This is a genomic window from Haliea sp. E1-2-M8 (assembly GCF_030649675.1).
Classification (GTDB): domain Bacteria; phylum Pseudomonadota; class Gammaproteobacteria; order Pseudomonadales; family Halieaceae; genus Haliea.
This window is the reverse complement of record NZ_JAUTDR010000019.1, coordinates 13,327-40,157: the sequence shown is the minus strand read 5'-3', so window position 1 is coordinate 40,157 and position 26,831 is coordinate 13,327. Positions and strand designations below refer to the sequence as shown.

The 26,831-nt window shown below is 63.8% G+C and carries 25 protein-coding genes and 1 tRNA gene; 18 read left to right on the top strand and 8 right to left on the bottom strand.

Annotated elements, in window-relative coordinates; all coding sequences use genetic code 11:
- Nucleotides 1-196: 196 nt before the first annotated feature.
- The 3 genes from Q6D67_RS15515 to Q6D67_RS15505 are packed head-to-tail and all read left to right on the top strand — an operon-like array spanning nucleotide 197 to nucleotide 5,167.
- A complete protein-coding gene (locus Q6D67_RS15515) occupies nucleotides 197-2,500 on the top strand; it encodes a TonB-dependent receptor (RefSeq protein ID WP_304706577.1) in 2,304 nt (767 codons plus the stop codon).
- Between the two features lie 37 nt (nucleotides 2,501-2,537).
- The gene (locus Q6D67_RS15510; protein WP_304706576.1) at nucleotides 2,538-3,449 is read left to right on the top strand and encodes a TauD/TfdA family dioxygenase; all 912 of its coding nucleotides are present in this window, start codon (nucleotides 2,538-2,540) and stop codon (nucleotides 3,447-3,449) included.
- Complete coding sequence (locus Q6D67_RS15505; protein ID WP_304706575.1) at nucleotides 3,446-5,167, top strand: amidohydrolase family protein; 1,722 nt, start codon at nucleotides 3,446-3,448, stop codon at nucleotides 5,165-5,167. Before Q6D67_RS15510 ends, Q6D67_RS15505 begins: the two co-directional genes overlap by 4 nt.
- 27 nt (nucleotides 5,168-5,194) lie before the next feature.
- On the opposite strand, the gene Q6D67_RS15500 is transcribed toward Q6D67_RS15505, so the two are convergent.
- The 4 genes from Q6D67_RS15500 to Q6D67_RS15485 all read right to left on the bottom strand — a co-directional run bounded on the left by Q6D67_RS15500 (nucleotide 5,195) and on the right by Q6D67_RS15485 (nucleotide 10,661).
- Entirely contained in the window at nucleotides 5,195-5,938 is a 744-nt protein-coding gene (locus Q6D67_RS15500; RefSeq protein WP_304706574.1) for a hypothetical protein, read from the bottom strand.
- A gap of 202 nt (nucleotides 5,939-6,140) precedes the next feature.
- Nucleotides 6,141-8,798, bottom strand: a complete 2,658-nt coding sequence (locus Q6D67_RS15495; protein ID WP_304706573.1) for a serine/threonine-protein kinase — start codon at nucleotides 8,796-8,798, stop codon at nucleotides 6,141-6,143.
- A 7-nt stretch (nucleotides 8,799-8,805) separates the two neighbouring features.
- Nucleotides 8,806-9,396: an ECF-type sigma factor gene (locus tag Q6D67_RS15490; protein ID WP_304706572.1), complete on the bottom strand. Its 591-nt coding sequence runs from the start codon at nucleotides 9,394-9,396 to the stop codon at nucleotides 8,806-8,808.
- Between the two features lie 107 nt (nucleotides 9,397-9,503).
- Entirely contained in the window at nucleotides 9,504-10,661 is a 1,158-nt protein-coding gene (locus Q6D67_RS15485) for a cytochrome P450 (RefSeq protein WP_304706571.1), read from the bottom strand.
- A 222-nt stretch (nucleotides 10,662-10,883) separates the two neighbouring features.
- Between Q6D67_RS15485 and Q6D67_RS15480 the strand changes: the two genes are divergently transcribed.
- Genes Q6D67_RS15480 through Q6D67_RS15465 form a run of 4 tightly spaced genes read left to right on the top strand, consistent with a single transcriptional unit; the run spans nucleotide 10,884 to nucleotide 15,829 of the window.
- On the top strand, nucleotides 10,884-12,830 hold the full coding sequence (locus Q6D67_RS15480; RefSeq protein ID WP_304706570.1) for an ATP-binding protein: 1,947 nt from the start codon (nucleotides 10,884-10,886) through the stop codon (nucleotides 12,828-12,830).
- Nucleotides 12,827-13,219, top strand: a complete 393-nt coding sequence (locus tag Q6D67_RS15475; RefSeq protein ID WP_304706569.1) for a response regulator — start codon at nucleotides 12,827-12,829, stop codon at nucleotides 13,217-13,219. The genes Q6D67_RS15480 and Q6D67_RS15475 overlap by 4 nt, the downstream gene beginning before the upstream one ends.
- Nucleotides 13,216-15,051: an EAL domain-containing protein gene (locus Q6D67_RS15470; RefSeq protein WP_304706568.1), complete on the top strand. Its 1,836-nt coding sequence runs from the start codon at nucleotides 13,216-13,218 to the stop codon at nucleotides 15,049-15,051. The genes Q6D67_RS15475 and Q6D67_RS15470 overlap by 4 nt, the downstream gene beginning before the upstream one ends.
- Before the next feature lie 28 nt (nucleotides 15,052-15,079).
- Complete coding sequence (locus tag Q6D67_RS15465) at nucleotides 15,080-15,829, top strand: endonuclease/exonuclease/phosphatase family protein (RefSeq protein WP_304706567.1); 750 nt, start codon at nucleotides 15,080-15,082, stop codon at nucleotides 15,827-15,829.
- Here Q6D67_RS15465 and Q6D67_RS15460 read toward each other — a convergent pair.
- The 4 genes from Q6D67_RS15460 to Q6D67_RS15445 all read right to left on the bottom strand — a co-directional run bounded on the left by Q6D67_RS15460 (nucleotide 15,821) and on the right by Q6D67_RS15445 (nucleotide 17,738).
- Nucleotides 15,821-16,237, bottom strand: a complete 417-nt coding sequence (locus tag Q6D67_RS15460) for a DUF6691 family protein (protein ID WP_304706566.1) — start codon at nucleotides 16,235-16,237, stop codon at nucleotides 15,821-15,823. The genes Q6D67_RS15465 and Q6D67_RS15460 overlap by 9 nt on opposite strands.
- Entirely contained in the window at nucleotides 16,234-16,692 is a 459-nt protein-coding gene (locus tag Q6D67_RS15455) for a YeeE/YedE family protein (RefSeq protein ID WP_304706565.1), read from the bottom strand. Before Q6D67_RS15455 ends, Q6D67_RS15460 begins: the two co-directional genes overlap by 4 nt.
- Nucleotides 16,693-16,715: 23 nt before the next feature.
- Nucleotides 16,716-16,789 (bottom strand) — tRNA-Gly (locus tag Q6D67_RS15450).
- A 34-nt stretch (nucleotides 16,790-16,823) separates the two neighbouring features.
- Nucleotides 16,824-17,738 (bottom strand): cation diffusion facilitator family transporter, encoded by a 915-nt coding sequence (locus Q6D67_RS15445; protein ID WP_304706564.1) that lies wholly within the window; start codon nucleotides 17,736-17,738, stop codon nucleotides 16,824-16,826.
- A 162-nt stretch (nucleotides 17,739-17,900) separates the two neighbouring features.
- Between Q6D67_RS15445 and Q6D67_RS15440 the strand changes: the two genes are divergently transcribed.
- From Q6D67_RS15440 to Q6D67_RS15390, 11 genes are all read left to right on the top strand, one after another.
- Nucleotides 17,901-18,371, top strand: coding sequence for a Na+/H+ antiporter subunit E (locus tag Q6D67_RS15440; protein WP_304706563.1), 471 nt, complete (start codon nucleotides 17,901-17,903; stop codon nucleotides 18,369-18,371).
- Complete coding sequence (locus Q6D67_RS15435; protein WP_304706562.1) at nucleotides 18,368-18,658, top strand: monovalent cation/H+ antiporter complex subunit F; 291 nt, start codon at nucleotides 18,368-18,370, stop codon at nucleotides 18,656-18,658. The genes Q6D67_RS15440 and Q6D67_RS15435 overlap by 4 nt, the downstream gene beginning before the upstream one ends.
- Nucleotides 18,651-18,965 carry a monovalent cation/H(+) antiporter subunit G gene (locus Q6D67_RS15430; protein WP_304706561.1) on the top strand — a complete coding sequence of 105 codons (315 nt, stop codon included), beginning with the start codon at nucleotides 18,651-18,653 and terminating at the stop codon, nucleotides 18,963-18,965. Before Q6D67_RS15435 ends, Q6D67_RS15430 begins: the two co-directional genes overlap by 8 nt.
- On the top strand, nucleotides 18,962-19,228 hold the full coding sequence (locus Q6D67_RS15425; protein ID WP_304706560.1) for a hydrogenase subunit MbhD domain-containing protein: 267 nt from the start codon (nucleotides 18,962-18,964) through the stop codon (nucleotides 19,226-19,228). The genes Q6D67_RS15430 and Q6D67_RS15425 overlap by 4 nt, the downstream gene beginning before the upstream one ends.
- Nucleotides 19,229-19,230: 2 nt before the next feature.
- Nucleotides 19,231-19,932: an MnhB domain-containing protein gene (locus tag Q6D67_RS15420; protein ID WP_304706559.1), complete on the top strand. Its 702-nt coding sequence runs from the start codon at nucleotides 19,231-19,233 to the stop codon at nucleotides 19,930-19,932.
- The gene (locus Q6D67_RS15415; RefSeq protein ID WP_304706558.1) at nucleotides 19,929-20,237 is read left to right on the top strand and encodes an NADH-quinone oxidoreductase subunit K; all 309 of its coding nucleotides are present in this window, start codon (nucleotides 19,929-19,931) and stop codon (nucleotides 20,235-20,237) included. Before Q6D67_RS15420 ends, Q6D67_RS15415 begins: the two co-directional genes overlap by 4 nt.
- The gene (locus tag Q6D67_RS15410; protein ID WP_304706557.1) at nucleotides 20,234-21,721 is read left to right on the top strand and encodes a complex I subunit 5 family protein; all 1,488 of its coding nucleotides are present in this window, start codon (nucleotides 20,234-20,236) and stop codon (nucleotides 21,719-21,721) included. The genes Q6D67_RS15415 and Q6D67_RS15410 overlap by 4 nt, the downstream gene beginning before the upstream one ends.
- Nucleotides 21,718-23,214: a complex I subunit 5 family protein gene (locus Q6D67_RS15405; RefSeq protein ID WP_304706556.1), complete on the top strand. Its 1,497-nt coding sequence runs from the start codon at nucleotides 21,718-21,720 to the stop codon at nucleotides 23,212-23,214. Before Q6D67_RS15410 ends, Q6D67_RS15405 begins: the two co-directional genes overlap by 4 nt.
- Entirely contained in the window at nucleotides 23,211-24,575 is a 1,365-nt protein-coding gene (locus Q6D67_RS15400) for a complex I subunit 5 family protein (protein ID WP_304706555.1), read from the top strand. Before Q6D67_RS15405 ends, Q6D67_RS15400 begins: the two co-directional genes overlap by 4 nt.
- 118 nt (nucleotides 24,576-24,693) lie before the next feature.
- On the top strand, nucleotides 24,694-25,932 hold the full coding sequence (locus Q6D67_RS15395; RefSeq protein ID WP_304706554.1) for an NADH:flavin oxidoreductase: 1,239 nt from the start codon (nucleotides 24,694-24,696) through the stop codon (nucleotides 25,930-25,932).
- A 35-nt stretch (nucleotides 25,933-25,967) separates the two neighbouring features.
- A complete protein-coding gene (locus Q6D67_RS15390; RefSeq protein WP_304706553.1) occupies nucleotides 25,968-26,762 on the top strand; it encodes an SDR family oxidoreductase in 795 nt (264 codons plus the stop codon).
- Nucleotides 26,763-26,831 lie beyond the last annotated feature (69 nt).

The following is a 26,831-nucleotide window of genomic DNA, read 5'->3' as shown; positions in this document are numbered from 1 at the left end:
TACATAAAGGCAAGCCTGTGCGGGTCACCGCACCGACTAACGCTTCGCCCGATTCCCCCCGGGTCTGCCGTGCGGGCCCCGTCTAGCTCAAATGGGTTATGCGCCGCTGTTCGCAGACCTGTAGTCTCGCCGTCCATCAGGACTCCAGCCCGCAAGCTGGCCTTCGCAAAGCCATAACAATCAAGGATTACAGCGCATGCCCCGTAACAATGTAGCTAGCCGCCGTGCCACCTGCCGTTCTCCCCGCCTTGCGCTCTGCGCCGCCGTGCTTGCCGCCAGCCAGGCGCAGGCCCAGCTGGAAGAGGTGGTGGTAACCGCGCAGAAGCGCGAACAATCGTTGCAGGACGCACCGATCGCGATCACCGCCTTCGGCCAGGAAGCGCTGGAGCAGAAAGGTATCCGCGACCTGGTGGACATTGGTACCTTTGTCCCCAACGTCAAGGTCGCGCCGCTGCCGTCCAACACCGCCAAGGCCACGGTTGCAATCCGCGGTTCCGTCACCGCCAACCCTGGTATCTACTGGGAGCCCACCGTCGGCATCTACCTGGACGGGGCCTACGTGGGCAAGTTTTCCGGCAACGTGTTCAAGCTGGCGGAAGTGGAGCGGATCGAAGTGCTGCGCGGCCCCCAGGGCACCCTGTTCGGCCGCAACACCTCGGGCGGCGCGCTGAATGTGATCACCATGGAGCCCAGTGGTGAGTTGGGCGGCAAGCTGCGCGGTGGCGTGGGCAACTTCGGCCAGGGTGAGTTGTACGGCTCGCTGGATCTGCCGGCACTGGACCTCGGTGGCGCCGGCTCCCTGAGGACCCGCCTGACCCTGTCAGCGGATGAGCGTGACGGTTTCTACAAGAACCGCCCCGCTGCGCCCAACACTACTATCACCCACCCTTTCACCGGCCAACCGATCCCCGCCAACCCCCCGGGCAGTGCCAGTGAGCACAATGCCGCGGAAAGCACCATCGCCCGCCTGGACCTGCTGTGGGACATCAGCGATGCACTTTCTGCGCGCTACTCGGTGGACTACGTGGATGTGGACAACACGCCGGCGAAACCCCAGTTCACCAACCTGAACACCTCCAGTCTCACGTTCGGCTTTCCGATGCCGGCCGATCTGGCCCAGTTCGTGACCAGTGAGACCGACAACCTCAGCTCCGCCTCTATCGACGCCGATGTCTACGAGAAATTTGAGTCAACCAGCCAGACCGTGACCGTGGACTACGATCTCGGTGACGCGGGTGTGCTCGGCGGTGCTTCCGTCAAGTACATCGCCAACCATCGCAGCCTGGATTTCGGCCAGAGCCTGGACAACGACGGCACCCCGTTTGCCCTGTTCCACTCGAAGATTGACGAGGACTACACGCAACAGTCGCACGAGTTACAGCTGACCGGTAGCCACAAACGGTTGAACTATGTAGTGGGGCTGTACTACTTCGAAGAGGAAGCGGACGCCTTCAACCCGCTGGAGCCGCTCAACAGCTTCTTTGGCCCGTTTGTGCAGCGCAACGCCTATGGCCTGGAGTCAGAGCAGATCGCCGCCTATGGCCAGGTGGACTGGGTGCCGCCAGTGCTCGAAGACCGCCTGACCCTGACCTTCGGCGTACGCTGGACCGACGAGGAAAAAGAGGTCTATATCGACCACCCCGATGACAACCCGGCCTTTGCCGGGCGCAACAAGGACAGTTTTACCAACGTCTCGCCGACGGTGATCGCCAGCTATGAATTCAGCGACAACCTGAATGCCTACGCCAAGTATGCCCAGGGCTGGAAGTCCGGGGGCTTCAATGGCGAAGCCGGATCGCTGGAATCCTTCAACCGGGGTTTTGACGCCGAGGAGATAGACTCCTATGAAATCGGCTTCAAGAGCCGCTGGCTGGATGACACCCTGCAGCTGAACGTCGCGGCATTCTTCAACGACGAGACTGATATCCAGCTGTCGGTGTTTGTCCCCTCCGCATCCGGTTCCGCCGCGTCGGTGATCGAGAACGCCGGCCAGGCAGAGAAGAAAGGTTTCGAGCTTGAAGCGATGTACATGCCCGGTGCCGACCTGCTGCTGAGCTTCAACTACGGCTATCTGGACTCCGGCTTCGAGGAGTTCCTGGAATTCGATCCAGCGCTGGGCGCCATCGTCGATGTCGCGGACGAACGCTTTACCCAGTACTCACCGCAGCATACGGTCAACCTGGGCCTGGAATACACCGTGCTCAGAGCCCATTTCGGTGAGCTGACCGCGCGCCTGGATTACAGCTACAATGACGACTACACCCCCTATGTGACGCCGGCCCAGAAGGCCGTGTCCGATATCAAGGGTTACGGCCTGGTGAATGGGCGCCTGACCCTGGCCAACATTCCGCTGGGCGGTAACGAACTGCAGGTGGCCCTGTGGGGCAAGAACCTGCTGGACAAGGACTACCGCCTGAACACGGTGCCCTTTGGGCCCTTCACGGTGAGCTTCTTCGGGCCACCGCGTACTTACGGCCTCGAGGCGACCTATACATTCTGAGGCGGTCGCCGGCACAGGCGACAACGGGAGCGACAACATGGATTTTGACGTTACCACTCTGCCCGGCGGCGTTGGCGCCGAAGTCACCGGCCTCGAGATCGGGGAGGGGATTCCCGACGCTACCGCCCGGGCCCTGCGCCAACTCTGGCTGGAGGCCGGGATCGTCCTGTTTCGCGGCATCGGCACCTCTCCCGAGGCGCTGCTGCAGCTATCCCGCTGCTTTGGTGAACTGGAACCCCACCCGATCGAGCACTTCCGCCTGCCCGGCTACCCGGAGCTGATCCTGCTCAGCAATGAGCAGGGCCTCACCGGTCCGGTTTACGAGTTCGCCGGCGTGCCCACCTACGGCCGCATTCCCTGGCACACCGACCTCGCTTTTGCCACCACGCCCAACGCTGGCGCCCTGCTGCGCATGGTGCAGAAGAGCGAGCACGGTGGCCAGACCGGCTGGATCGACACCGCAATGGCCTGGGAGGCCCTGGATCCGGCGTTGCAGCGGCGCATCGAGGGTCTGGAGGCACGCTATGTGTTCTGCCCGGACTTAAGCGCCATGCGCTTCAACCAACCGGGCGGCAAGCTCGTTACCGGTACCAGCATGACCCTGCCGGACTTCCCGCCAGTGGCGCACCCGCTGGTCTGGACCCATCCGGAAACCGGGCGGCGCATCCTCAATATCAGCACCCTGAACATCCAGTCGGTCATCGGCCTGCCGGCTGCAGAAGGAGATGCCCTGATTCAGCAGCTGGTGGCGCACACCCTGCAGCCGCAATTCCAGTACATCCACGACTGGCAGAACAACGACATTGTGCTCTGGGACAACCGCCGTACCATGCACATGGCCTTTGGCCACCCGGCGGACGAAATCCGCATCGTGCAGCGCAGCACCATCCGCGGCAGCGTGCAGATGGGGCGGGTACTGGAAAACAGCAACGAGGCACAGTCAGCATGAGCAGCTACGATCTGGTGATTCGCGGTGGCACCGTCATCGATGGTTCCGGCGCAGAGCCACGCCCGGCCGACGTCGCCATCAACAACGGGGTCATCGCCGCAGTAGGCAGTGGCCTGGCCGCTGGCCGCGAAGAGATTGACGCCAGCGGGTTGCTGGTGACCCCCGGTTTTGTCGACGTGCACACGCACTACGACGGCCACGTCACCTGGGAGAATCGCCTCCGCCCATCCTCCTGTCACGGGGTCACCACTGCCATTATCGGCAACTGCGGCGTCGGTTTTGCGCCCTGCAGGGCGGAGGATCACGATACGCTGATCCGCCTGATGGATGGCGTGGAGGATATCCCCTACCCGGTGCTGGCCGAGGGCCTGCCCTGGACCTGGGAGAGTTTCCCCGAGTACCTGGACCTGCTGGCATCGCGCGAGTTCGACATGGATGTGGCCGGCTACCTGCCGCACGCGGCCCTGCGGGTCTATGTGATGGGCGCGCGCGGTGCCAATCGCGAACCCGCCACCGAGGCGGATATCCAGCGCATGTGCGAACTTCTGGAGGAGGCGCTGGACGCCGGCGCCATGGGTATTGCCACCTCGCGCACCCTGTTCCACCGCTCCAGCGACGGCAAGCCGATTCCCACGCTGGACGCCAGCAACGAAGAGCTGCTGGCCCTGGCTGCGACCATGGGCAGAAAGGGCAGGGGGGTGTTCCAGATCGTGGAGGATGTCCATCTGCCGGGCAAGGATATCAATATCCTGCGGCAGCTGGCGGAGACCTCCGGGCGGCCGCTCACGTTCTCCATCGGTACCGGCAATACCGGCCCGCATATCTGGCCGCAGCTGCTGCAGGACCTGGCCACAGCCAACGCCGAGGGCGTGGTGATCAAGGGCCAGGTCATGCCCCGCGCCATTGGCATGATGCTGGGTCACGAGCTGACCCTGAATCCCTTCTACAGCACTGCCGGCTACCGCGAGCTTGCCGGGCTGGAGCTCACCGAGCGCCTGCAGGCCCTGCGCGACCCGGAACGGCGTACCCGTATTCTCAGCGAGCCGGTGGACCCGGACCCAGCCCTGGTGCTGGGGCGCATGGTGCGCGACTTCGACCACATGTTCCTGCTCGGTGACCCGCCGGTCTACGAACAGCCCTGGGAGCAGAGCATTGCCGGCCGCGCCCGGCAACTGGGGGTGAGCCCGGAGGCGCTGGCCTACGACCTGATGCTCGACGGCGAGCGCGGCACGGCGCTGTATCTGGCCATGGCCAACTACGCCGAAGGTAGCCTGGATGCAGTTGGCACCATGCTCGCCCACCCCGACGTGCTGCCGGGACTGGGGGACGGTGGCGCCCACGCCGGCACCATTTGTGATGGCAGCTATTCCACCTTCGCGCTCAGCCACTGGGGGCGGGACCGGGAACGGGGGCGCCTGCCGCTGGCCGACCTGGTGCATCGTTTGAGTCGGGCGACGGCGCTGTTCATGGGGCTGGAGGATCGCGGCCTGCTGGCAGCGGGCTACAAGGCGGATCTGAACGTGATCGACTTTGAGCGCCTGGCGCTGCATGCCCCTGAGGTCACCTACGATTTGCCGGGCAACGGCCGCCGGCTGGTGCAGCGTGCCGAAGGCTATGTCGCCACTGTCGTCAATGGGGTGCCGGTGTACCGCAATGGCGAGACAACCGGCACCTTGCCGGGGCGGCTGGTGCGCGGCGCGCAGGCGGCGCCGGGCTAGCCGCCCGCAGCTGGCCGCCCGCGGCCACTACTGCGCTGCGCGCTCGCAGACAATATAACCTACCAGCCGAGTAGCATTGTTGGCTTTTATCTGGCGCGTAGCTAGCGCGGCAGGGTGAGTATTGAACTGCAGAAAGTTCTCGCTTACGGTGGCTGTACTTGGTGAGGCCAGGAAACCACCGTTATACGACCTGTCGGATGCGTTGTCGCATTTGGGAAGAACCGTCAGCACCGTTGCTGATGTTGCCTCGGCGGAAACGTTCTTGCTATACACAAACGGGTCACTTGACTGCTCTACAGATTCACAGATGATTGAGGTTTCTGTCAGTTCCACCACTACCGAGCCATCCGGACACTGGCCAGTCACCTTGGCGTGGTCAATGGCCTCGAGCACTGCCAGACGAGCGGCAAGTGCCTGATCCTCAGCTGCCAGCGCAGCAATTTTTGCAGCCATATCAAATGCCAACGATGCTAATGCCTCATCGGTTGTGCCCACGGCGACTGCCAGGTCACGGGTCTCAATGGCCAACTGGTCGAGAATATCGTCGGTACTTGCTATCAGGCCCGAATTTGCTGCAACCTGCTCCGCGAGGGTGGCAACCGCATCTGTCAGCGCTGCGTCACCATCATCAATACGCTGCTGGAGCTCTGCGATTTCTGAATCAAGCGCCGAAATCTGGGCGGCGAGCTCCTGGAACGGCTTCCCTTGGGGTAAAGCTGAGGCACTCATCGTGAATACCATTGCGGTAGCCACTACTATACTTTTTAACATGGTTGAATCTCCTGAAAGAGGTGTTTGATCGCGTCGATGTGCTGAATGGCTATCCAGCACTCTTTGAAGTGCGCGTGCCTCTGCGACAGAGACAGGCTGGCCTTCTCAGGTTAATAGCGAGGAGTAGGGCCGGTTTTGCCCACAAGTCGTAAATTTTTTTGCTGGCGCGAAGGCGGAGCCAGGTTGCTTGCCGCACTCAGCTTCAGGTTCCTCCGGCCTGCGCTGACAGCTGCACCATTTGCTCGCGGTACTGCAATGCCGCCTCCGGCCCGTCCAGCTCCTCACTGACCTCGATCAGCAGATTCAGCAGCCTGCGCCGGTTCTGGGGCTGGTACTCGGGGTTCTGGTCCCACAGCGCCAGCGCCCGCAGCAGATGGCCCCTGGCGGATGCGGGCCGCTCGCGCGCCCTGTCTACCCGCGCCAGTCCCAGCAGGGTGCCCTGAAGTTCCGGATGCTCGACCCCCAGAACCTGTTCCCTGGCTGACAGGACCCGCGCCAGCAGATCGCCGGCTTCACCCAACTCTCGGGAATCCAATAGCAACTCGGCCATTTCCTGAGCGGCGATCAATGTGGTCGGGTGCTCGAACCCGAACTCGGCGATCTCATTGTCCAGCGCGTGCGTGATCAGCGGCGTCGCTTCCGCGAAGCGCCGGGTCAGGCGATACACCCGGGCCAGCTTCATCTCGGTTTGCAGGGTTTCGATGTTCGTTTCTCCCAGTGCCTCCCTGCGCAGGGCCAGAACTTCCAGAAACAGCCGCTCCGCGACGTCATACTGTTTCAGCCCGCGGTGGGAGTCCGCAAGGCTGTGCATGGTTCGCAGGGTGGCCGGGTGGGACCTGCCGAGTACCCGGGAGCCGAGAGACACGTGCTGCTCCAACGGCGCTACCGCGGCCGAGTAGCGGCCCATGGTTTCCAGGATCAGGCCGCGGCGTTCCAGACACGCAAGGCTCAGGGTATGGGTTTCACCGAGCACGGCCACGGCCGTGGCGTGACACTGTTCAAAAGCGGCCAGTGCCGTGGCGAAATTCCCTAGCCAGTAGTCGACCACGGCGAGTCTGGACAGGGAGCTAATGGTGTCGGGATGCACCTCCCCCAGCAGCGCCAGCTGTCCCCGGTACACCTCATCGTACAGCGCCCTGGCTTCCTGCAACCGGCCCATCAGGTGGTAGGAACTGGCGAGCTCGGCGCTTGCGGTGAACGCTTCCTGTGACCCGGGGCCATAGAGCCGCTCACTGAGCGCCTGCGCCTCCAGATTCAGGCGCAGACGTTCCTCGTGATACCCGTAGCCGAGATGATAGGTCTGGCTCAGCTGACGGATGACCCGCAGTTTTTCTGCCTCATCGCGAACGGCACCGGTACGGTGCAAGGCAAGGGCCTCGCTCAGGTGTCGTTCGGCCGGGTCGATCAGCCCGAGGTGGTTGTAGGTTGCGCCGATGATGCGCCTGATCACGGCGGTGACCGCCGCGGGTGCCGCGCTGAAACTGCCTCTACCCTGATCCAGTTCCATGCTGGCGTGGTCCAGCATCTCGCGCACGGTGACGGTTCTCCCCTGGCTGTTGTTGGGCGCAAGCCCGCTGAACATGTCTTCCACCAGATCCAGCACTGCCGTGGTCCGGGCCAGCTGGCCACGGGCGAAGTCCCGCTCCTGCTGCAGCAGTATGGCCTGCTGGTAGAGCGCATAACCGAACCCGCTCACCGCCATCACCACGGCCAGCAGCAGCGCGCTGGCGAGCTGATTGCGCTGGATAAAGCGCACGGCGAGGTAGGCAAGAGAGCGCGGCCGGGCCGCAATCGGTCGGCGCCGACGACAGCTGTCGAGGTCCGCTGCCAGGGCCCCGGCAGACTGGTAACGGCGATGAGGATCGCGGGCCAGTGCGGTCAGCAGGATATTGTCGAGATCTCCGCGCAGCACGCCCAGGCCGAGGCGGCGGCTGGGCGCCCGAGGGTCCTCATCGATAATACGCTGGGCGTAGGACCAGGAGTTGGTGCCACCATCGTCAAAGGGTCGTTGCCCGACCAGCAGCTCGTGGAGAATAACCCCTAGTGAGTACACATCTGACAAGGTGCTGACCGCATTCCCGTTGAGCTGCTCCGGGCTGGCATACATAGGGGTCAGCACCCGGTTGCCCAGCTCGGTAGGCGGGTCAGAGGCGTCGCCTTCCGGTTTCAGCAGCTTGGCGATGCCGAAATCCATCAGCTTGGGTTCGCCATCCGCGCCAATCACGATATTGGAGGGTTTCAGGTCGCGGTGTACCACCAGGTTCTGGTGGGCGTGCTGCACCGCATGGCAGACCTTCGCGAACAACACCAGGATCTTGTCGACCGACAGGTTCTCTCTTTTGCACCAGGCGTCTATACGCTCCCCGTGCACATACTCCATGACCAGAAAGGGCGATCCATCCGCAAGGCTGCCGCCGTCGAGCAGGCGCACAATATTGGGATGTTGCAGATTGGCGAGAATCTGGCGTTCATCCTGGAAGCGGCGCTGGATGTCAGCGTTGTCGCCAGCCAGCCGGTTGATAACCTTGACCGCCACGCGCTGCTGATACTCGTCGTCGGCACGGGCTGCCAGGTACACCGTGCCCATCCCGCCCTGGCCGATCTTCTCCAGGATGCGGTAGGCGCCAGCCGCATCCCCCTCTGCCATGGACGCCTGGGTGAGCATGTCCAGAGCTGAATGCTCCACTACAGCGGTGAAATTCGCGGTCTGTTCACTATGGTGGAGCAAGGCCTTCACGGCCTCCAGCAGATCGAGGTCGCCGTCACAACTGCGTAGCAAAAATGCCTGTTGTTCATCCTTTGGCAGGTCCATCGTGGTATTGAACAACTGCTCCAGCCGCTGGAAGTCACCACTGTGCAATGTGCTGCTACTCCGCTACGAGCTGGGTTTTGAGCCAGGATCTGGCGAAGCGCAGATCCCGATCCAGGGTACTGCTGGAGAGTCCGGTAACCTCCTCCATTTCCCTGAACGAGAGCCCGCCGAACACCTGCAGATCGACGAGTTCGGCTTTGCGAGGGTCCAGGGTGGCAAGCTTTTCCAGTGCCTGGTGCAGCCCCAGCAGATCCTCGTGGCTGGCAACCTCTTGCGGCAGGTTCGCGTCCAGCTCCACCAGCACCGGGCTGTTGCCGCGCTTGGCTGCAGAGCGCGCCTTGGCATGGTCGACGAGAATGTGGCGCATCATGCGTGAGCACAAAGCGAAGAAATGGCTGCGGTCTTGCCAGTCGACATTGGCCGGTGCCAGACGGCCGAACAGCTCATGCACCAGGGCCGTGGGCTGCAGTGTGTGGCCTTCCCTTTCCCCCTGAAAGGCGCCGCGTGCCCGCTTGCGCAGCTCCTCGTAGACTAGTGGCGTCAGCTGCTCAAGGGCGAAAGGGTCACCCGCCCGCCACTGCCGCAGTAGCACCGTGACCGGTTCGTTCGCCGGTTCGCCGCCGTCCCTGGAATTGCCATTGTGCATTATTGTTATCCGGCTTCCCTGTCGTCTTGTTTGGCCAACGGTAGAGTATGTTGATAACCCCCACAGGTCAAAAGAAGCGTCCAGCCTCCGCGCAGTGACCCGGCTGCTTACCAGCCCACCGGTAAGGTGGCAGGCCCGCGCAGGATCGCGCCCTGGGGTACGGCAGCCTCCGGGTCCAGCAGGTGCAGGCCGGGCAGGCGCTCCAGGATCACATCCAGCGCCACCGCGAGTTGCCGGCGCGCCAGGTGCATTCCCGGGCATAGCCGCGGCCCGGGGCCGAAACTCAGCAGTTTTTTGCTGCTGTCCCGCTGCATATCGAACACATCCGGATTCTCGAACACGGCCGGGTCGCGATTGGCGGCGGCAATCCCGAACAGGCAAAACGTGGCGGCGGGAATGCGGGCACCGTGGAATTCCACGGGATGGTTCGCAGACAGCCGCGGCAGCACCGCCACCGGCGTTTCCCAGCGCAGCAGTTCCTCAATGGCGCCGCCACGCAAGTCTGGCTGTGTCAGCAGTGCCTGCCAGTGCTCCGGCTGCGCCAATAGTGTGTAGACAAGGTTGCCAAGGGCATCCGTGGTAGTGGAAGCGCCGGCGCTGAATAGCAGACGGATGTGGGCGAGGATTTCCTCGTCGGTCAGCCGGCGACCGTCGACCTCTGCCGCTACCAGGCCGGAGAGGATGTCCTCCCGGGGCTGGTGCCGACGCTGTGCGAGGATGGGCAGCAGGTATTGGGTGATCTGTTCGGCGCAGTGGCGCGAACGGGCAGGATCCCGTGGAAACTCCAGAAATCCCACCGCCCAGTCGCGGAACACATCTTCCCGGTCGGTGGGGATACCCAGCATACGGCTGATAACGGCAAACGCGACCCGGTGGGTAAAGGCGCTGGCGAAATCGGCGCTGCGCCGGCTGCCAAGGCGATCGATCAGTTCGTGAGCGATCCGCGCCAAACCCTCATGTTCCATTGCCTCCACCGCTCGGGACTGGAATGCGGGCGTGGTCAGGCGTCGGTACAAGCGGTGCTGGTCGTCTTCCATGGTCTGGAAGGTCACGCCCTGCACCGGTTCAATGGTGATCCGGTAGGCATCCGCCGGTGGGAAACTGTTATTGTCGCGAAAGGCATCGGCCAGCGCCCGATACCCGCTGATCAGCACTGCCGGCTGGCCGCCGAAAAGGGCCGGGACCACAGGCCCCTGCTCGCGCATCAGGGACAGGTTGCGGTGCAGTGCGGCTCCCGCAAAATCCTCGGTGGCAAAATCGTGCATGGCGGTTGGCTGCCCGCGGTGTTGGCTTTGGCCAAGCTTAGCAGGATTCAGTCGCCCACAAACGGCAATGTTGGGTAATCCGCATACCACGCTATACTGACCCGCGGCTGGAAGGTTTCCAGACAACTATAACAAGAGGTGACCATGGCGCGGCCTCGGTCCGCAAAACTGGCAGCAAGGCATTCGCGACGGGCAAAGATCCGGCCCACGGTCTGGCAGATCGTGGGCACATACATCGTGTGCGGCCTGCTGTGGATACTGTTCTCCGATGCGATTCTTGCGATGCTGGTGCAGGATCCGGCAGTGCTGGTTCAAGTCAGTGTCTACAAAGGCTTTGCCTTCGTGGGTACCACTGCGCTGGTGCTTTATCTGGTGACCCGACGGTCGTTTGCTACGGTGGAGAAAGGGTTTTCCCGGCTGCGGGCGCACAAGCGCGAAATAGAGCGTTTCAACCGTCTCTACCAGGCCTTTAGCCGGATCAACCACGAAGTCCTCACTGCGGCCGATAAGGAGCAGCTATTCTCCCGCATCTGCCAGGTACTGGTAGAGCAGGGCGGATTCCAGATGGCCTGGGTCGGTTGGCTTGGCTCAGACGCGTCATCACTGGAGCCGGTGGCAACTGCCGGCGAGGGTGTTGAGGCTGTAATCCGTGATCTCATGGACAAATCTGAGGTAAATATGGGCAGCGTTGGCTGGCAGCAGGTTGTTGATGACGCTGCGCCCGTGATTTGCAACGACTTTTCCGCCAGCGAGGACATGCGCCGCTGGCGCGACGTTGCCAGGCAGCATGGCTTGCGGTCCCGCGCAGCGCTGCCGCTGGTGGAGCGCGGAGAGGTGGTCGCCGTGCTCAGCGTGTATGCGGGCGAAGTGAACTTTTTCCGCGACAATGAAGTCTCCCTGCTGCAGGAAGTGGTGGTGGATGTCTCACTGGCGCTGGATGGGTTTGTATTGGCGGAAGAACACCGACAGGCCGAGTCGGCGGTTGCTCGCGAGCTGTCGTTTTCGCAGGCGATGATGGATAGCATGCCGGGGATTCTCTACTTCTATGATGAAAAGGGCCACTTTCTGCGCTGGAATCGCAACTTCGAAACCGTATCCGGCTACAGTGGGGACGAAGTCGCGCGTATGCTGCCCGTGGATTTTTTTGCGGCCGATGACCGAGGTTTGCTGCAACAGCGCATCGAGGAGGCTCTGCATGAGGGTGAGGCCACTATAGAGGCCGAGTTCCTGTCCCGGGATGGGCGCAGAACACCTTATTTCTTTACCGGCCGTGGCGTGGATTTTGATGGTGCCCGCTGTCTGGTGGGCGTGGGTATCGATATCACCGAACGCAAGCGCGCTGAAATTGCGCTACGTGATTTGAATGACACCCTGGAACATCGGGTCGCTGAGCGCACTTCGGAGCTGGCGTCAGCGCTGGTGCGCGCCGAAGCCGCAGATCGGATCAAGTCCGCCTTTCTCGCCACCATGTCCCATGAGCTGCGCACTCCCCTGAATTCCATTATCGGTTTCACCGGTATTATCCTGCAGGAGCTGGCTGGCCCGCTGAATGAGGAACAGCACCGGCAGCTGAAAATGGTTCAGGGCAGTGCACGGCATCTGCTCGAGCTGATCAACGACGTCCTGGATCTGTCCAAAATAGAGGCCGGCCAGCTGGAAGTCCGGGCGGAAACGTTCGACCTGGGAGAGTCCATAGACCGGGTGGTCGCATCAATCGCGCCGCTGGCCGAAAAAAAGAACTTGCGCGTGCTGGTGCGAGCCGACCCGCCATTGCCAGCGATGGTGGGAGACAGGCGGCGGGTAGAGCAAATTCTTATAAATCTGCTCAACAACGCGATCAAGTTCACCGATAGCGGTGAAGTAAGCCTTGTAGTGGAGCCGCTAGAGGACTACTTTTCACCGGCAGCTCAGGAGCGATGCAGTGCGGTATGCATGCGTGTTCGGGATACGGGGGTCGGAATCCGGAGAGAAGATCTGTCCAGGCTGTTCCTGCCCTTCAGCCAGCTGGATTACGGCCTTACGCGGCAACACGAAGGCACCGGGCTGGGACTGATGATTTGCCGGCGACTGGTCGATCTCATGGGCGGCGAAATCACCGCTCGCAGCGAGTGGACCAAAGGCAGTGAGTTTACCGTCGTCTTGCCCACGACTATTCAGGTGGCGCGATGAATAGAACTGTTTTACTGATCGAGGACAACGAGCAGAATCGCTACCTGGCGACATTTCTGCTTGAGCGCAGCGGTTTTACCGTAGCGTCGGCCGTCGACGGCCTCAGCGGGATAAATCTGGCCCAGACCCTGATGCCGGATCTGATCCTGCTGGATATCCAGCTGCCGACCATGGACGGGCATGCGGTTGCCAGGCTGCTGAGTTCGGATGCAACACTGCATCGCATACCCATCGTCGCGGTCACCTCCCATGCCATGGCGGGCGATCGGGAGCGCTGTCTGGAAGCCGGTTGCAACGGCTATATTGAAAAGCCGATCAACCCGGATACCTTTATCGAGCAAATCAGCGCCTATTTCGGTGTGCGCTCCTCCGGCCCGGGAGCCGCATGAAACGCATCCTCGTTGTCGACGATATTGAAGAAAACCGCTATTACCTGCAGGCGTTGCTCTCGGGCCATGGCTATGAGGTGGCGGTTGCCCGGCACGGGGCAGAAGCGCTGACTGTTGCCCGCCAGATACCACCGGACCTGGTGGTGTCAGACCTGTTGATGCCGGTCATGGACGGCTATACGCTGTTGCGCCACTGGAAACATGACAAGCTGCTGCGGCATATCCCGTTTGTGGTCTACACGGCAACCTACACCGAGCCCGAGGATGAGCAGCTTGCCCTGAGCCTGGGGGCAGACGGGTTTATCCTCAAGCCCTGTGAGCCGGAAGACTTCATGGCCCGGTTGCAGGAGGTGGGGTCCAAGAGCATCAGAGGGAGCCCCCCGGCGCTGGCACAGCCCACTGAGGACACGGAGTCGCTGCTCAAGATTTACAGCGAGACACTCATCCGCAAACTGGAAGACAAGATGTTGCAGCTGGAGGACGCCAACCGCGAACTACAGCTGGATATTGCCCGGCGGCAGCAAGCCGAAGACAAGCTTGAGCGGCTCGCCTTTTACGATCCCCTGACAGACCTGCCCAACCGCCGGCTGATGGAAGACCGGCTGGAACACAGCCTGGCCTCCAGCGGCCGTCAGGCGTGCTACGGGGCTCTGCTGTTCATCGATCTTGATCATTTCAAGGACCTGAATGACAGCAAGGGCCACAATGTGGGCGATGCGTTGCTGGTGGCTGTGGCCAAAAGGCTGACGGGCTGTGTCCGCGAGGGCGATACGGTAGCGCGGTTTGGTGGTGATGAGTTTGTGGTGATCCTGGAATCGCTCGGCGAGGAACTGGAGCAGTCGGCTACCAGCGCGGAAGTCGTTGCGGAGAAGATCCTCGAGAAAGTAGCCACTGCCTGCGTGCAGGAAGTGGACGACTACCGGGGCACCGCGAGCATTGGCATCAGCATGTTCCATGGGCGCGGCGTCTCCGCGGAAGAGCTGGTCCGACGGGCAGATACTGCGATGTATCAGGCCAAGCGGGATGGGCGCAACACCCTGTATTTCTACGACCCCGGCATGCAGGCGGCGCTGGAAACCCGATTGCAGCTGGAGCGCGGCTTGCGCCAGGCGCTGCAGCAGGATGAATTCGCCCTCTACTACCAGCCCCAGGTCAATGACAGCGGCGGTCTGGTAGGTGCAGAAGCTCTGCTGCGCTGGATATCTCCCTCTCGCGGCCTGGTCTCACCCACAGAATTCATACCCCTGGCCGAGAACACCGGGCTGATCGCCCCGATCGGTCTCTGGGTCATGCGCCAGGCCTGTGCCCAGCTCAAGGCCTGGGAGCAGGTGCCCGCCACTGCCGCTCTGGAGCTGGCGGTGAATGTCAGTCCAAAGCAGTTTCACACGCCGGACTTTGTCGCCCAGGTGCTGGAGGTTGTGGAACAAAGCGGGATCAACCCTTCCCGACTCAAGCTGGAGCTGACCGAAGGGCTGATCATGGATGACATCGACTCGACCATCATCAAGATGAATGAACTGCGCAGAGGAGGCCTGCGATTTTCGATAGACGATTTCGGCACCGGCTATTCCTCGCTCGCCTATCTTACCCACTTGCCACTTGACCAGCTCAAGATTGACCAGTCCTTTGTCCATAACATGACGTTGAAACCCGAGAACGCGGTGATTGTCCAAACCATCATCGGCATGGCCAGGAACCTGCACATGGAGGTGATTGCGGAGGGGGTCGAAACAGCGGAGCAGTGCGAGTTTCTCAAGCTGCAGGGCTGCACGTTCTTCCAGGGCTACCACTTCGGCAAGCCGGTACCGATAGCGGATTTCCCAATCAAGTAGCATCCCGCAGGAGCGGTACCCCAACGTTATGGATATCAAGGTTCTTACCTACAACATACACAAAGGCTTTACCGCAGGTAATCAGCGCTTCGTGCTGCGGCGCATCCGCGAACTGCTGGAGGAGGAGCACGCCGACGTGGTGTTTCTGCAGGAAATCCACGGATCGACCCGGCGCTTTCGCAAAAAACTCGGGGATTTTCCCGATGTGCCTCATTTTGAGTTCCTCGCCGACCGCCTGTGGCCCCACTATGCTTACGGCAAGAACGCGATTTACCGCAAGGGCCATCACGGCAACGCCATCCTCAGCAAGTATCCGTTTCGCTTCTGGGAGAATATCGACATCTCCAATCACCGCCTGGCCAGTCGCAGCATTCTCCACGGGATTGTCGAACTGCCCGGAGGCCGTCCGCTACATCTGCTGTGCGTGCACATGGGCCTGTTCCAGGCCGAGCGCAGCCGCCAGCTGGATACTCTGGTCGCGCGCATCGAGAGCCACGTGCCGCACGATGAGCCGCTGCTGATCGGGGGCGATTTCAATGACTGGAAAGTGCGTGCCTCAAAGCATTTCGAGGATGACCTGGAGGTGCGCGAGTTGTTCAGCGAGCTGACCGGACGCCACGCGCGAACCTTCCCGGTGTGGCTGCCCGTGTTGCCGATGGACCGGATCTATGCCCGCGGGCTCAAGGCCCAGGCCTGTGCCTGTCTTGCCAGCGGTCCCTGGCGGCAGCTCTCGGACCACGCCGCGCTCAGCGGCTTGTACAGCATCGGCTCACCCTGACAGCCGGTTGCCGACCCAGAGCCCGGGCAACAGGCCGATGGCCACCACCGCAGCGGGCCAGAAGCCCATCCCCAGGGCGGCGACCGCCGGGCCCGGGCAGAAGCCGGTGATGCCCCAGCCGATGCCGAACAGGGCGCTGCCGATGAGCAGGGGGCGGTCGATGTCGCGCTGTGGTGCGCCCTCGGCGGCGTCGGCGTCGGCGTCGGCGCCGGCGGCACGGCGTAGCGCCAGCTGCACACCAATCCAGGACACAAGAATGGCGCTCACCATCACCAGCGCCAGGGATGGGTCCCAGACCCCGGCAATGTCGAGGAAGCCGATCACCTTGCTCGGGTTGACCATGCCCGACAGGAGCAGGCCGGCCCCGAACAGCAGGCCGGCAATGAGTGAAGACAGCGTGGATTTCACAGTGGCAGCCCCCAGGTTGTACGCCACAGGAATACGGTCGCAAACCCCGCCAGCATGAAGGTCAGGACCGCGGCGAGGGAACGCGGGGAAAAGCGGGCCAGGCCGCAGACCCCGTGACCACTGGTGCAGCCATTGGCCATGCTGGTTCCCAACCCCACCAGGAAGCCACCGGCCAGCAGGCGCAGGATGTCCATGCTTTCGGCGATCGGCACCGATGGCCGGAACGGGCCAATGGCGGGCAGCAGTGGCAGCAACAGCATGGGTGCCAGGATCAGTCCGGCGACGAACGCCAGTCGCCAGCTCTGGAGCCCTTTGCGCTGCAGCAGGTTGCCGAGAATGCCGCTGATACCGGCGATCTGGCCGTTGGCCAGCAGCAGGATGCTCGCGGCCAGGCCGATCAGCAGGCCGCCGGCCAGGGAGTGCCAGGGAGTAAATACGGACCAGGCAATATCCATCAACAAAGAACCTGCAGGAAACGTGGAGCGGGTGATGGGAATCGAACCCACGCTATCAGCTTGGGAAGCTGAAGTTCTGCCATTGAACTACACCCGCGTCAGGTAGCGATGGTAGCCGGAACCTTGCGGGTTCACAACAATTGCTCGTCCTGCTGCTCTTCCACGATGCCCGCGGGATCCTGGTGAATCACCACATCCGCGGCGGGTATCGCGGCGATGATGGCCGCCTCCACTTCGTCGGAGATAGTGTGGGAACGAAACAGCGACATGGCTCCATCCAGTTCCAGGTGCATCTCGATGAAATCGACCCGTCCGGAGCTGCGGGTGCGCAGGTCGTGGACCCCGCGTACCTCGGGATGCCCTTCGGCGATGGCCAAAAGCTGCGCACGCTGCTCGTCCGGCAGTTCCCGGTCCAGCAGTTCATTGAAGGCATCGCGCATGATGGCTCGCGCGGACCAGAGGATATAAGCGCCCGCGACAATTGCGAACAGCGGATCCATGCCCGGCCAGCCATACTGGGCCAGCAGCAGAGCGAGGATGACGCCGGAATTGGTCAGCAGGTCGGTGCGGTAGTGCAGGGCATCCGCGCGGATGGCGGCGGAACCCGTGCGCCGGATGACGTAGCCCTGGAGCAGGAGCAGTGCGGCGGTGGCCGCTATGGTGAACACCATGACCGCCACACCGAGACCATAAGCTGCCAGGGGAGTCGGGTCCGCCAGCCTTCTGGCGGCTTCAAACAGCAGGAACAGGCCCGAGCCGATGATGAAGGTGCTTTGCGCCAGCGCGGCAATCGATTCCGCCTTGCCGTGGCCGAAGCGGTGCAGGCGGTCGGCGGGTGCCAGGGCATAGCGCACCGCCACCAGGTTGAGCAGGGAGGCGCCGGAATCCATCAGCGAATCCACCAGGGAGGCGAGGATGCTCATTGAGGACGTCTGCCAGTAGGCAACGCCCTTGGCGGCGATCAGGATCACGGCGACGGCGACCGACGCATTGGTCGCCAGCTTGAGCAGGCGGGCGCCTTCGGCCTGGGATAGTTGGGCGGTCATGGACTTGCAGTTGCCAATGGCAGCGGACAGGAAGGGAGCATAGATTAGCGGGCCGCGCTTGGCAAAGGGTGCCTCGCAAAGGGTGCCTGGCGAAGGCCGCGCATGCCACCGCGCTGGCAAATGGTATAGTGCTGCGGTGGAAGCGCGGGCGATGGAGTTGATATGGCATATGCAGGCAGCGCAGCCATCCGTACGGCCCTGCTGCTATTGACGTGGTGGGCACTGACGGAAGGCGATCCAGCTGCTACTGGCTTTGGCCTGGGGGCGGCGCCTCTGGTCGCGCTGCTGTCCCTGCGTTTTTTCCCGCCCTCACCCCTGCGCCCCCAGCCGGTGGCCACCCTGGTATTCAGCGGCTACTTCTTCCTGCGTTCCGTAGCCGCCGGCGTGGATGTCGCCCGGCGCCTGCTGTCACCGCGCCTGCCGATCAGCCCGGGCTATGTCAGCTACACTACCTCGCTGCCCGCCGGCAGCCCGCGCTGGCTGCTGGCCAATACCCTGTCGCTGCTTCCCGGCACCCTGAGCGTGACCCTGCACGGCCGTGACATTGAGCTGCACTGCCTGGATACCACGATGCCCGTGAGTGAGGATGTCGCCCGTACGGAACTGCGTATTGCCCGGATGTTTCCCCAATGATCCTGCTGCTGGACGCGGTTGCCGCCGTGCTGTTGTTCCTGCTGCTGCTGGGCCTGCTGCGGATCTGGCGCGGGCCTGCGCCGGCGGATCGCATGCTGGCGTCCCAGCTGTTTGGTACCACGGGCGTGGCTCTGTTGCTGGTCCTGGCGGAGTCCCAGGCGGAGCCAGCCCTGCGCGATGTGGCCCTGGTGCTGGCGCTGCTGGCGGTGCTGTCCACTGTGGCTTTTGTGACCCGGGTGCTGCGGATAGCCAATGCCGACAGCGCAGGGGAGCAGCACGATGCCTGACAGCCCCCTGGCCCTGATTCAGGCATTCATGCTGGTGGTTGGCTGCCTGTTTTTCCTGGTTGGCACACTCGGCCTGTTTCGCCTGCCGGATACCCTGACTCGCATTCATGCCCTGACCAAGGCGGACAATCTCGGCCTCGGTTTTATTGTGCTGGGGCTGCTGCCGTCGGTGGCCGGGCCCGCGACCGCCGCCAAGATCCTGCTGATCTGGTTGGTGGCGCTGGCGGCCAGCGCCACCGCCGCCCACCTGGTGGGGCGGGCGGTCCGCGCCACGGACGGCAGCGGTGAGCGCGAGGACCGCGCATGAACTGGTGGCTGGATGGTCTGTTGATAGTGGCCCTGCTGGTGACGGCAGTCGCCATGCTGGTGTCGCGTGACCTGTTTCGGGCGGTGGTGATGTTCATGGCCTTTGGCCTGCTCATGGCCGTGGCCTGGGTGCGCCTGCAGGCACCGGACATTGCCCTGGCCGAGGTGGCAATTGGCGCCGGGCTGAGCGGGGTCCTGTTGCTGGACGCGGTAAGCCATTTCCAGCGCGGCCAGCGCCGGCAACAACCCCCGGAGGGGAAGTAGCCGTGCGGCGCCGCCTGTTGCTGTTCCTGACCCTGGCGGCCTGCGCGGGCTTTACCGTCGCCCTCGCGGCCGCGGTGCTGCATGCCGCCGGGGCCGCGCTGCCGTCGGCGCTGCCGGAGCAGCTCGCAGCCAGCCTTGGGAGCAGCGGCGTGGAACACCCGGTCACGGCGGTGCTGCTGAACTTTCGCAACTACGATACGCTGCTTGAGATCGGCGTGCTGGTGATAGCTGGCATGGTGGGAATCTCCCTCGCCAGCACCAGCTCGCTGGAGGACCCGGCCCTGCGCAGCTCGGATTCCCTGCTCTACGCCCTGCAGCGCTGGTTTGTACCGCTGATGCTGCTGCTGGCGCTGTATCTGCTGTGGGCTGGGGCGGACCGCCCCGGCGGTGCGTTCCAGGCCGGCGCGGTGCTTGCCGCCACCGGGGTGCTGATGCGCCTCGGCGGCTTGCCGATGGAGTTCGTCCGCCCCGGGGTGCTGCTGCGCCTGGGCCTGGTGCTGGGCTTCGCCGTGTTTCTGTTGGTGGCTGTCGCCGGCGCCCTGGCGGGCGAGGCTTTTCTGGCCTACCCGCCGGGTATGGCCGGCGGCCTTATTCTCACCATTGAGATCGTGCTCACCCTGTCCATTGGGATGATTCTGCTGGCCCTGTTTGTGGCGGCTCCAGTCAGCGACGAACACGAGCCGGAGGAGGGCGCCGGACCGTGAGCCCCGACCTGTTGTATGCCCTCGCCGGTGTTGTCCTGTGTGGCATTGGTCTCTTCGGGTTTCTGCTGCTGGAGCACCTGCTGCGGCGCCTGCTGGCCTTTAACCTGATCGGCTCGGGGGTGTTCCTGGTGCTGATTGGCCTGGCCCAGCACCGCAACGGTCCGGACCCGGTGCCCCAGGCGCTGGTGCTGACCGGTATCGTGGTGGCGATCGCCGCCACCGCCCTGGCCGTCGTCCTGATCCGCCGCTATTACCATCTGACCGGGCACACTTCGCTGGCGGATGACGGGGAGGCGCAGTCTTGAACCAATGGCTGATGGCGGGACTGCTGTTCACGCCGCTGGCATGGGCCGCCCTGTCGCTGCTGCTGGATTTCCGCCAGGGACGCTGGCTGAGCTGGCTGGGCATGTTGATCCAGGCGCTGGTGTCCCTGGGGTTGTGGGTAGCGGTGGCGTCCAATGGCGGGTTCTACTATGCCCTCGCGGGCTGGGAGGCGCCGCTGGGCATCGCCCTGCGGGTGGACGGGCTGGCGGTGACCTTCGTCCTGCTCACCGCGGCGGTGGCCACCGCCTGCGGCCTGCATGCGGGGGTCTATCTGGACCCCAGCAAATCCTGGCAGCGCTATTTCTGGCCCCTGTTCTGGTTCCTCTGGGCGGGGCTCAATGGTGTCTGGCTGGGCGCCGACCTGTTCAATCTCTATGTCAGCCTGGAACTGATCAGCCTCTCTGCGGTGGGACTGGTGGCCCTGGGTGGCGAGGCGGCGGCGCTGCGGGCGGCCTTGCGCTATCTGTTTGCGGTCCTGCTGGGCTCCCTGGTCTATCTGCTCGGGGTGGCGCTGCTGTACGGGCAATTCGGCACCCTGTCCCTGACGGGTATCGCCGCGGTAGTGGGGGCAGACGAACCGGCGGCGGCGATGGCGCTGCTGCTGATGCTGGCAGGTCTCGCGCTGAAGACCGCGCTGTTCCCACTGCACGGCTGGCTGCCGCCGGCTCACGGTGTCGCCAAATCCCCGGTCAGTGCGCTGCTCTCTGGCCTGGTGGTCAAGGCTTCATTCTATATCGCCGCGCGTCTGTGGCTGGAACTGGGGGACCGCCTGGGGTCCCACACTCTGGCGCAGGGCATCGGTGCGCTGGGTGCCGGCGCAGTGATCTGGGGCAGCTGGCTCGCCTTTCGCCAGCCCCACCTGAAACAGGTGGTTGCCTACTCTTCGGTGGCCCAGATCGGCTACCTGTTCCTGCTGTTTCCGCTGACCTTTGCCGTGGCGGAACCGGTCTCCCGGCTGGCCCAGCAGGGCATCACCCTGCAGGTCGTCAGCCATGCCCTCGCCAAGTCTGCGATGTTCCTCGCCGCCGGCAACCTGATCCTGTCGGTGCGCAGCAAGCGGGTGGATGCCCTGGGGGGAGTGAGCCACTACCTGCCGTTTTCCCTGTTCTCTTTTGGCCTGGCGGGGGTGTCGCTGATGAGCCTGCCGCCGACCGGTGGGTTCGCGGCCAAGTGGCTGCTGCTGCAGGCCAGCCTTGCCAGCGGCCAGTGGTGGTGGGTCGTGGTGCTGCTGCTGGGAGGCGTGTTGGCGGCCGCCTATGTGTTTCGCATCTACCGCGCCACCTTTCTCGAAGACAGGGCCAGCGACGATTTCTATCATCCACCCAGAAGCCTGGAGGCGATCCCGATGCTTCTCGCCCTGCTGGCACTGGGTCTGGGGCTGGTGGCGGAGCCGGTGCTGTCGGTACTGGCCCTGCCGTTTGAGGTGGCGGCAGAGGTGGCCGCAGACGTGGCGGTGCAACCATGAGCCTGAGCGCGCTGTTGCCGATCCTGGCCCTGCTGAGTTCGCTGCTGGCGGCGGTAGTGATCTTCGCCCTGCCCGAATCCAGCCACCGCCTGCGCACCCTGGTCAACCTGCTGGCGGCGCTGCTGAAGCTGGGTGTGGTCGCGGTCATGACCTGGGGCGTTTTCCGCGGCGTGGATTTCAGCGTGAGTTTTACCATGCTGCCCGGGGTGAGCTTCATGTTGCGGGCCGATGCCCTGGCGATGCTGTTTGCCGGGCTGTCGGCGGTACTCTGGCTGTTCACCACCATCTACGCGGTCGGCTACCTGGAGGACTCCCCCAATCGCAGCCGTTTCTTTGGCTTTTTCAGCCTCTGCGTGGCCAGCACCATGGGTGTTGCCCTGGCCGGGAACCTGTTCACCTTTTTCCTTTTTTACGAAATGCTCACCCTGTCGACCTATCCACTGGTGGTGCATCGCGGCACGGACAAGTCCCTGCAGGCCGGGCGCAACTACATCATTTATACGCTCGGCGGCGGTGTCGCCCTGTTGCTGGGGATTGCCTGGCTGCACGGCCTGGCGGGGGACCTCCCGTTTCAGGAGACCGGGCATTTTCAGGGGGCGGACCCGGCGCTGCACGGCCAGTTGACGCTGATTTTTGTGCTGCTGATCGCCGGTCTCGGGGTCAAGGCAGGCCTGTTTCCGCTGCACGGCTGGCTGCCTCAGGCGATGGTTGCCCCCGCACCTGTCAGCGCCCTGCTGCACGCGGTGGCTGTGGTCAAGGCTGGAGCTTTTGGCATTGTTCGGGTGGTCTACGACATCTATGGCATCGACTTTGCCTACGCGCTGGGACTGCTGGAACCCCTGGCCTGGCTGGCGGCTTTCACCATCATCTATGGTTCGGTGCGAGCCCTGTGGCAAACCGACCTCAAACGCCGGCTGGCGTTTTCCACCATCAGCCAGGTGTCCTATATCATCCTGGGGGTGACGTTGTTCGGGCCTCTCGGTGCGGTGGGCGGCCTGGTGCATCTGCTGCACCAGGGGATCATGAAAATCACCCTCTTTTTCTGCGCCGGCAATTACGCCGAAACCCTGGGCGTGCACCGGGTGGATGAACTGGATGGCGCAGGGGCGCGCATGCCCGCGACTTCGGTGGCCTTCACCCTGGCGGCCCTGGGCATGATCGGGGTACCGCCGCTGGCCGGTTTTGTCACCAAGTGGGCTCTGGGCGCCGGCGCCCTGGCGGCAGAAATGGAGTGGGCGATCCTGGTCCTGCTGGTCAGCAGCCTGCTCAACGCCGCCTATTTCCTGCCGATTGTTTACCGGCTCTGGTTTTGCCCGATCGCCGCGCCCTGGCCCGCGGAGCGGCGCTGGGGCAGGCTGGAGACCCATGCCTGGCTGTTCTGGCCGCCGCTGGTAACCACGCTGATGCTGGTGCTGGTCGGCCTGCTGGCGGCGACTTTCGTCAGTCCGCTGTCCTGGGCCCAGCTGATTGCCGTGCGGATGTACCTGCCGTGAACGGGCTGCCGCCAGTCGCACTGATTGCCGCCAGCGTGCTGTTGCCGCTGCTGTATCCGCTGCTGGCGGCGCGTCCGGGTTGGCGCGGCGCTCTGCGCGCGGCGCTGCCGCTGCTGCCTCTGCCGGCACTGGTGCTGGCCATGCTATCCGCGACGCCCTGGACCCTGGAGCTGCCCTGGCTGATGCTGGGCAGCACCTGGATGCTGGATGAGCTGCGGCGCAGTTTCCTGCTGCTGACGGCGCTGCTGTGGAGCACCGCGGGATTGTATGCGGTCGGCTACCTGGGGTCGGAGCACCTGCGCCGGTTCTGCGTGTTCTGGGGCCTGACCCTGGCGGGCAATCTCGGCCTCGTCCTGGCCGGAGACATGGTCAGCTTCTACACCTTCTTCTCCGTGATGACCTTCGCCGCATACGGCCTGGTGGTTCATGACGGTAGCGATCGCGCACGCTTTGCCGGGCGAGTCTATCTGGTCATGGCCCTGCTCGGTGAAATGGCGCTGCTGGCCGGGTTCCTGCTGGCGGCCCAGGCCGTGGACACCTTGTTGCTGGCCGACCTGGCCGCCGGCATTGGGGCCAGCGACGACGGCCACCTCATCACCGCGCTGTTGATCGCCGGTTTTGGGGTGAAAGCCGGTTTGCCACTACTGCACTTCTGGCTGCCGCTGGCACACCCGGTGGCGCCCACGCCGGCCAGCGCGGTGTTGAGCGGGGCGATGATCAAGGCGGGGCTGCTGGGCTGGCTGCTGGCGCTGCCCATCGGCGAGGCCGGTTGGGGGCCGTGGGGGCAGTTCCTGATAGTGATGGGCTTTGTTGGCTCCCTGGGCGCGGCGCTGTTCGGCATGCTGCAGCGGGACCCGAAAACGGTGCTGGCCTGGTCCAGTATCAGCCAGATGGGCCTGATCGTGGTGCCGGTGGGCGCCGCGCTCGCGGCACCCGGTCATGCCCCCGTATTGTTGCCGGCCATCGCCCTGTTTGCCCTGCACCACGGCCTCGCCAAAGGCTGCCTGTTCCTCGCGGTGGGCCTGGTACTTCCCGCCAGCCGGATACTGCGGGTGTTGCTGTGGTTGCTGGTTGCCCTGCCCGCGCTGTCCTTGCTGGGTTTGCCCTTCACCAGTGGCGCACTGGCCAAGGGGGTGATGAAGAAGGCCCTGCTGGCGACACCCGACCTGCCCCTGGCGGAGCACATGCCGCTGCTGTTGCAGGCGGCCACCCTGGCCACCCTGGTTCTGGTGGTCCGCTACGGCTGGATGCTGTGGCTGAAACTGGAGCCGGGTGGCGCGGCCGCCTGCCGCTGGTGGGGCTGGATCCTGGCCACCCTGTGCAGCGCAGTGTTGTTCTGGTGGTTGCCCGTCGTGCGCTGACCCGGGCGATGCCTGCCATATTGAACCGATCATGGCTGCGGCTTTGGCTACCATCGCGGCGGCGCGCCCATGGGGGTAACATCCGCTGCCTGTACATTCTCCGCCGAGAGGCTGCACCATGACGTCAGCAACATCCCCCTTTGACCCGGTCACCATAGGCCCCCTTAACCTGCGCAACCGGTTTATCAAATCCGGTGCCAATGAGGCGATGTGCCTGGACGGCAAGCCAACCAAAGCCCTGGTCAAACATCACCGGGATCTGGCGGCGGGCGGGGTCGGGATGACCACGGTGGCCTATATGGCGGTGGCGAAGGTGGGCCGCACTTTGCCCAACCAGATCTGGATGCGTGCCGAAGTCCTGCCCGACCTGCGCGTGCTGACCCAGGCCGTGCACGATGAGGGTGCGGCCATTTCCGCCCAGATCACTCACGGTGGCTCTTTCGTGACCGGCATGAAAGTGCGCGGCCGAACCATCAGTTCCTCCGCCGGGTTCAATCCCGCGGGTGCGCTGAAGGGCAATTTCTTCCAGCGCGCGATGACCGAGGCGGACATGGCGCAGGTAGTGGCGGAGTTTGTCGCCGCCGCCGAGCTGGCGCGGGATGCGGGCTTCGACGCGGTGGAACTTCATATGGGGCACGGTTACCTGCTGAACCAGTTTATCTCCCCGCTCAGCAACCGCCGCGAAGACGAGTACGGCGGCAGCGCGGAGAATCGCGTACGGTTTCCGGCCAGGGTGCTGGCGGCGGTCAAACAGGCGGTGGGCAGGGAACTGGCGGTGCTGGCCAAGATCAACGTGGCCGACGGTGTCCGCCGCGGCGCCACCGTCGAGGATGCGATCGTCACCGCTCAGGCGCTGCAGGCCGCGGGGGCGGATATGCTGGTTCTCTCCGGCGGCCGCAACGTGGAGTCAACCTGGTTCATGTTCGGCAGCAACATGAACCGGGAAACCATCGCCCGGGTGCTCAAGCAGCAGGGCGAGTGGGTGACGGCGCTGATGATGAAGGCGGCAGCCTCCAGCGAACCCAAAATCGATTTCAAGGAGATGTACTTCCTTGAGTACTCGCGCAAAATCCGCGCCGCGGTGGAGTTGCCGCTGGCCTACCTCGGCGGCACCAAGAGCCTGGCCAACGCCGAGCAGGCGATGGCGGAAGGCTTTGAGTGCGTCGTGCTGGCCCGGGCGCTGATCCACGACCCGGCGCTGGTGAACAAATTCCGGAGTGGCGAATTGACCGAATCCGGCTGCGACAACTGCAATGCCTGTGTCGCCTATATTTATCATCCGGCAGGGACCTGGTGCGTGCACAATCCGCCCAATGATCCACTGCTGAACACGATCCCCGCCGCCGCGGTGGACTGACAGACCCCTCCAATAACCCAGACCAGGAGTACCCCATGGCCAGTATTCTCGACCGTTTCCGCCTCGACGGGCAGGTCGCCATCATCACCGGGGCCGGCCGCGGCATCGGCGCTGCAACCGCCATTGCCTACGCCGATGCCGGCGCCGACGTGGTGATTTCCGCGCGCACCCGCAGCGAGCTGGAGGAGACCGCGGCACAGGTAGAGGCCCGGGGCCAGCGGGCCCTGGTGGTGATCTGTGATGTGATGGAGGCGCAGCAGCGCGAGGACCTGGTGGCGCAGGCCATAGCCGAATTCGGTCGCCTCGACATCCTGGTCAACAACGCCGGCGGCTGGGGCCCCAAGCCGACGCTGGACACCACCGACGAAGAGTTTGATGCCTGTTTCCACTTTAACGTGACCACCGCGTTTTCCCTGTCCCGCCTGAGCGTGCCACAGATGGTCGCCACCGCGGGCAAGGGCGCCATCGTCAATATTTCTTCCACCGCGGGCATACATCCACAGCCCGGTTTCGCCGCTTACGGCACCGGCAAGGCAGCCCTGTCCTGGCTTACCCGGGAACTGGCCCAGGACTTTGCCCCCAAGGTGCGGGTGAACGCCATTGGCGTCGGCGCCATCCTGACCACCGCGCTGGGCAACTTCATGAACGACGAGCTGGAACAGTCCATGCTCGCGAAAACCCCCATGGCCAGGCTCGGCGCCGCGGAAGACATTGCCGCTTGCGCCCTGTACCTGGCCTCGCCGGCCGCAGACTATGTGACCGGTGAGGTCTACGGCGTCAACGGCGGTATTGTCACGTCCCAGGTAGAGATGCCGCGGGCGCAACTCTGAGGCCGTATTCACGGTCCTGCCTGGGCGGCCCCACTTTGGCGCCCCACCTGGGCGGCGCGTATGGGGCAT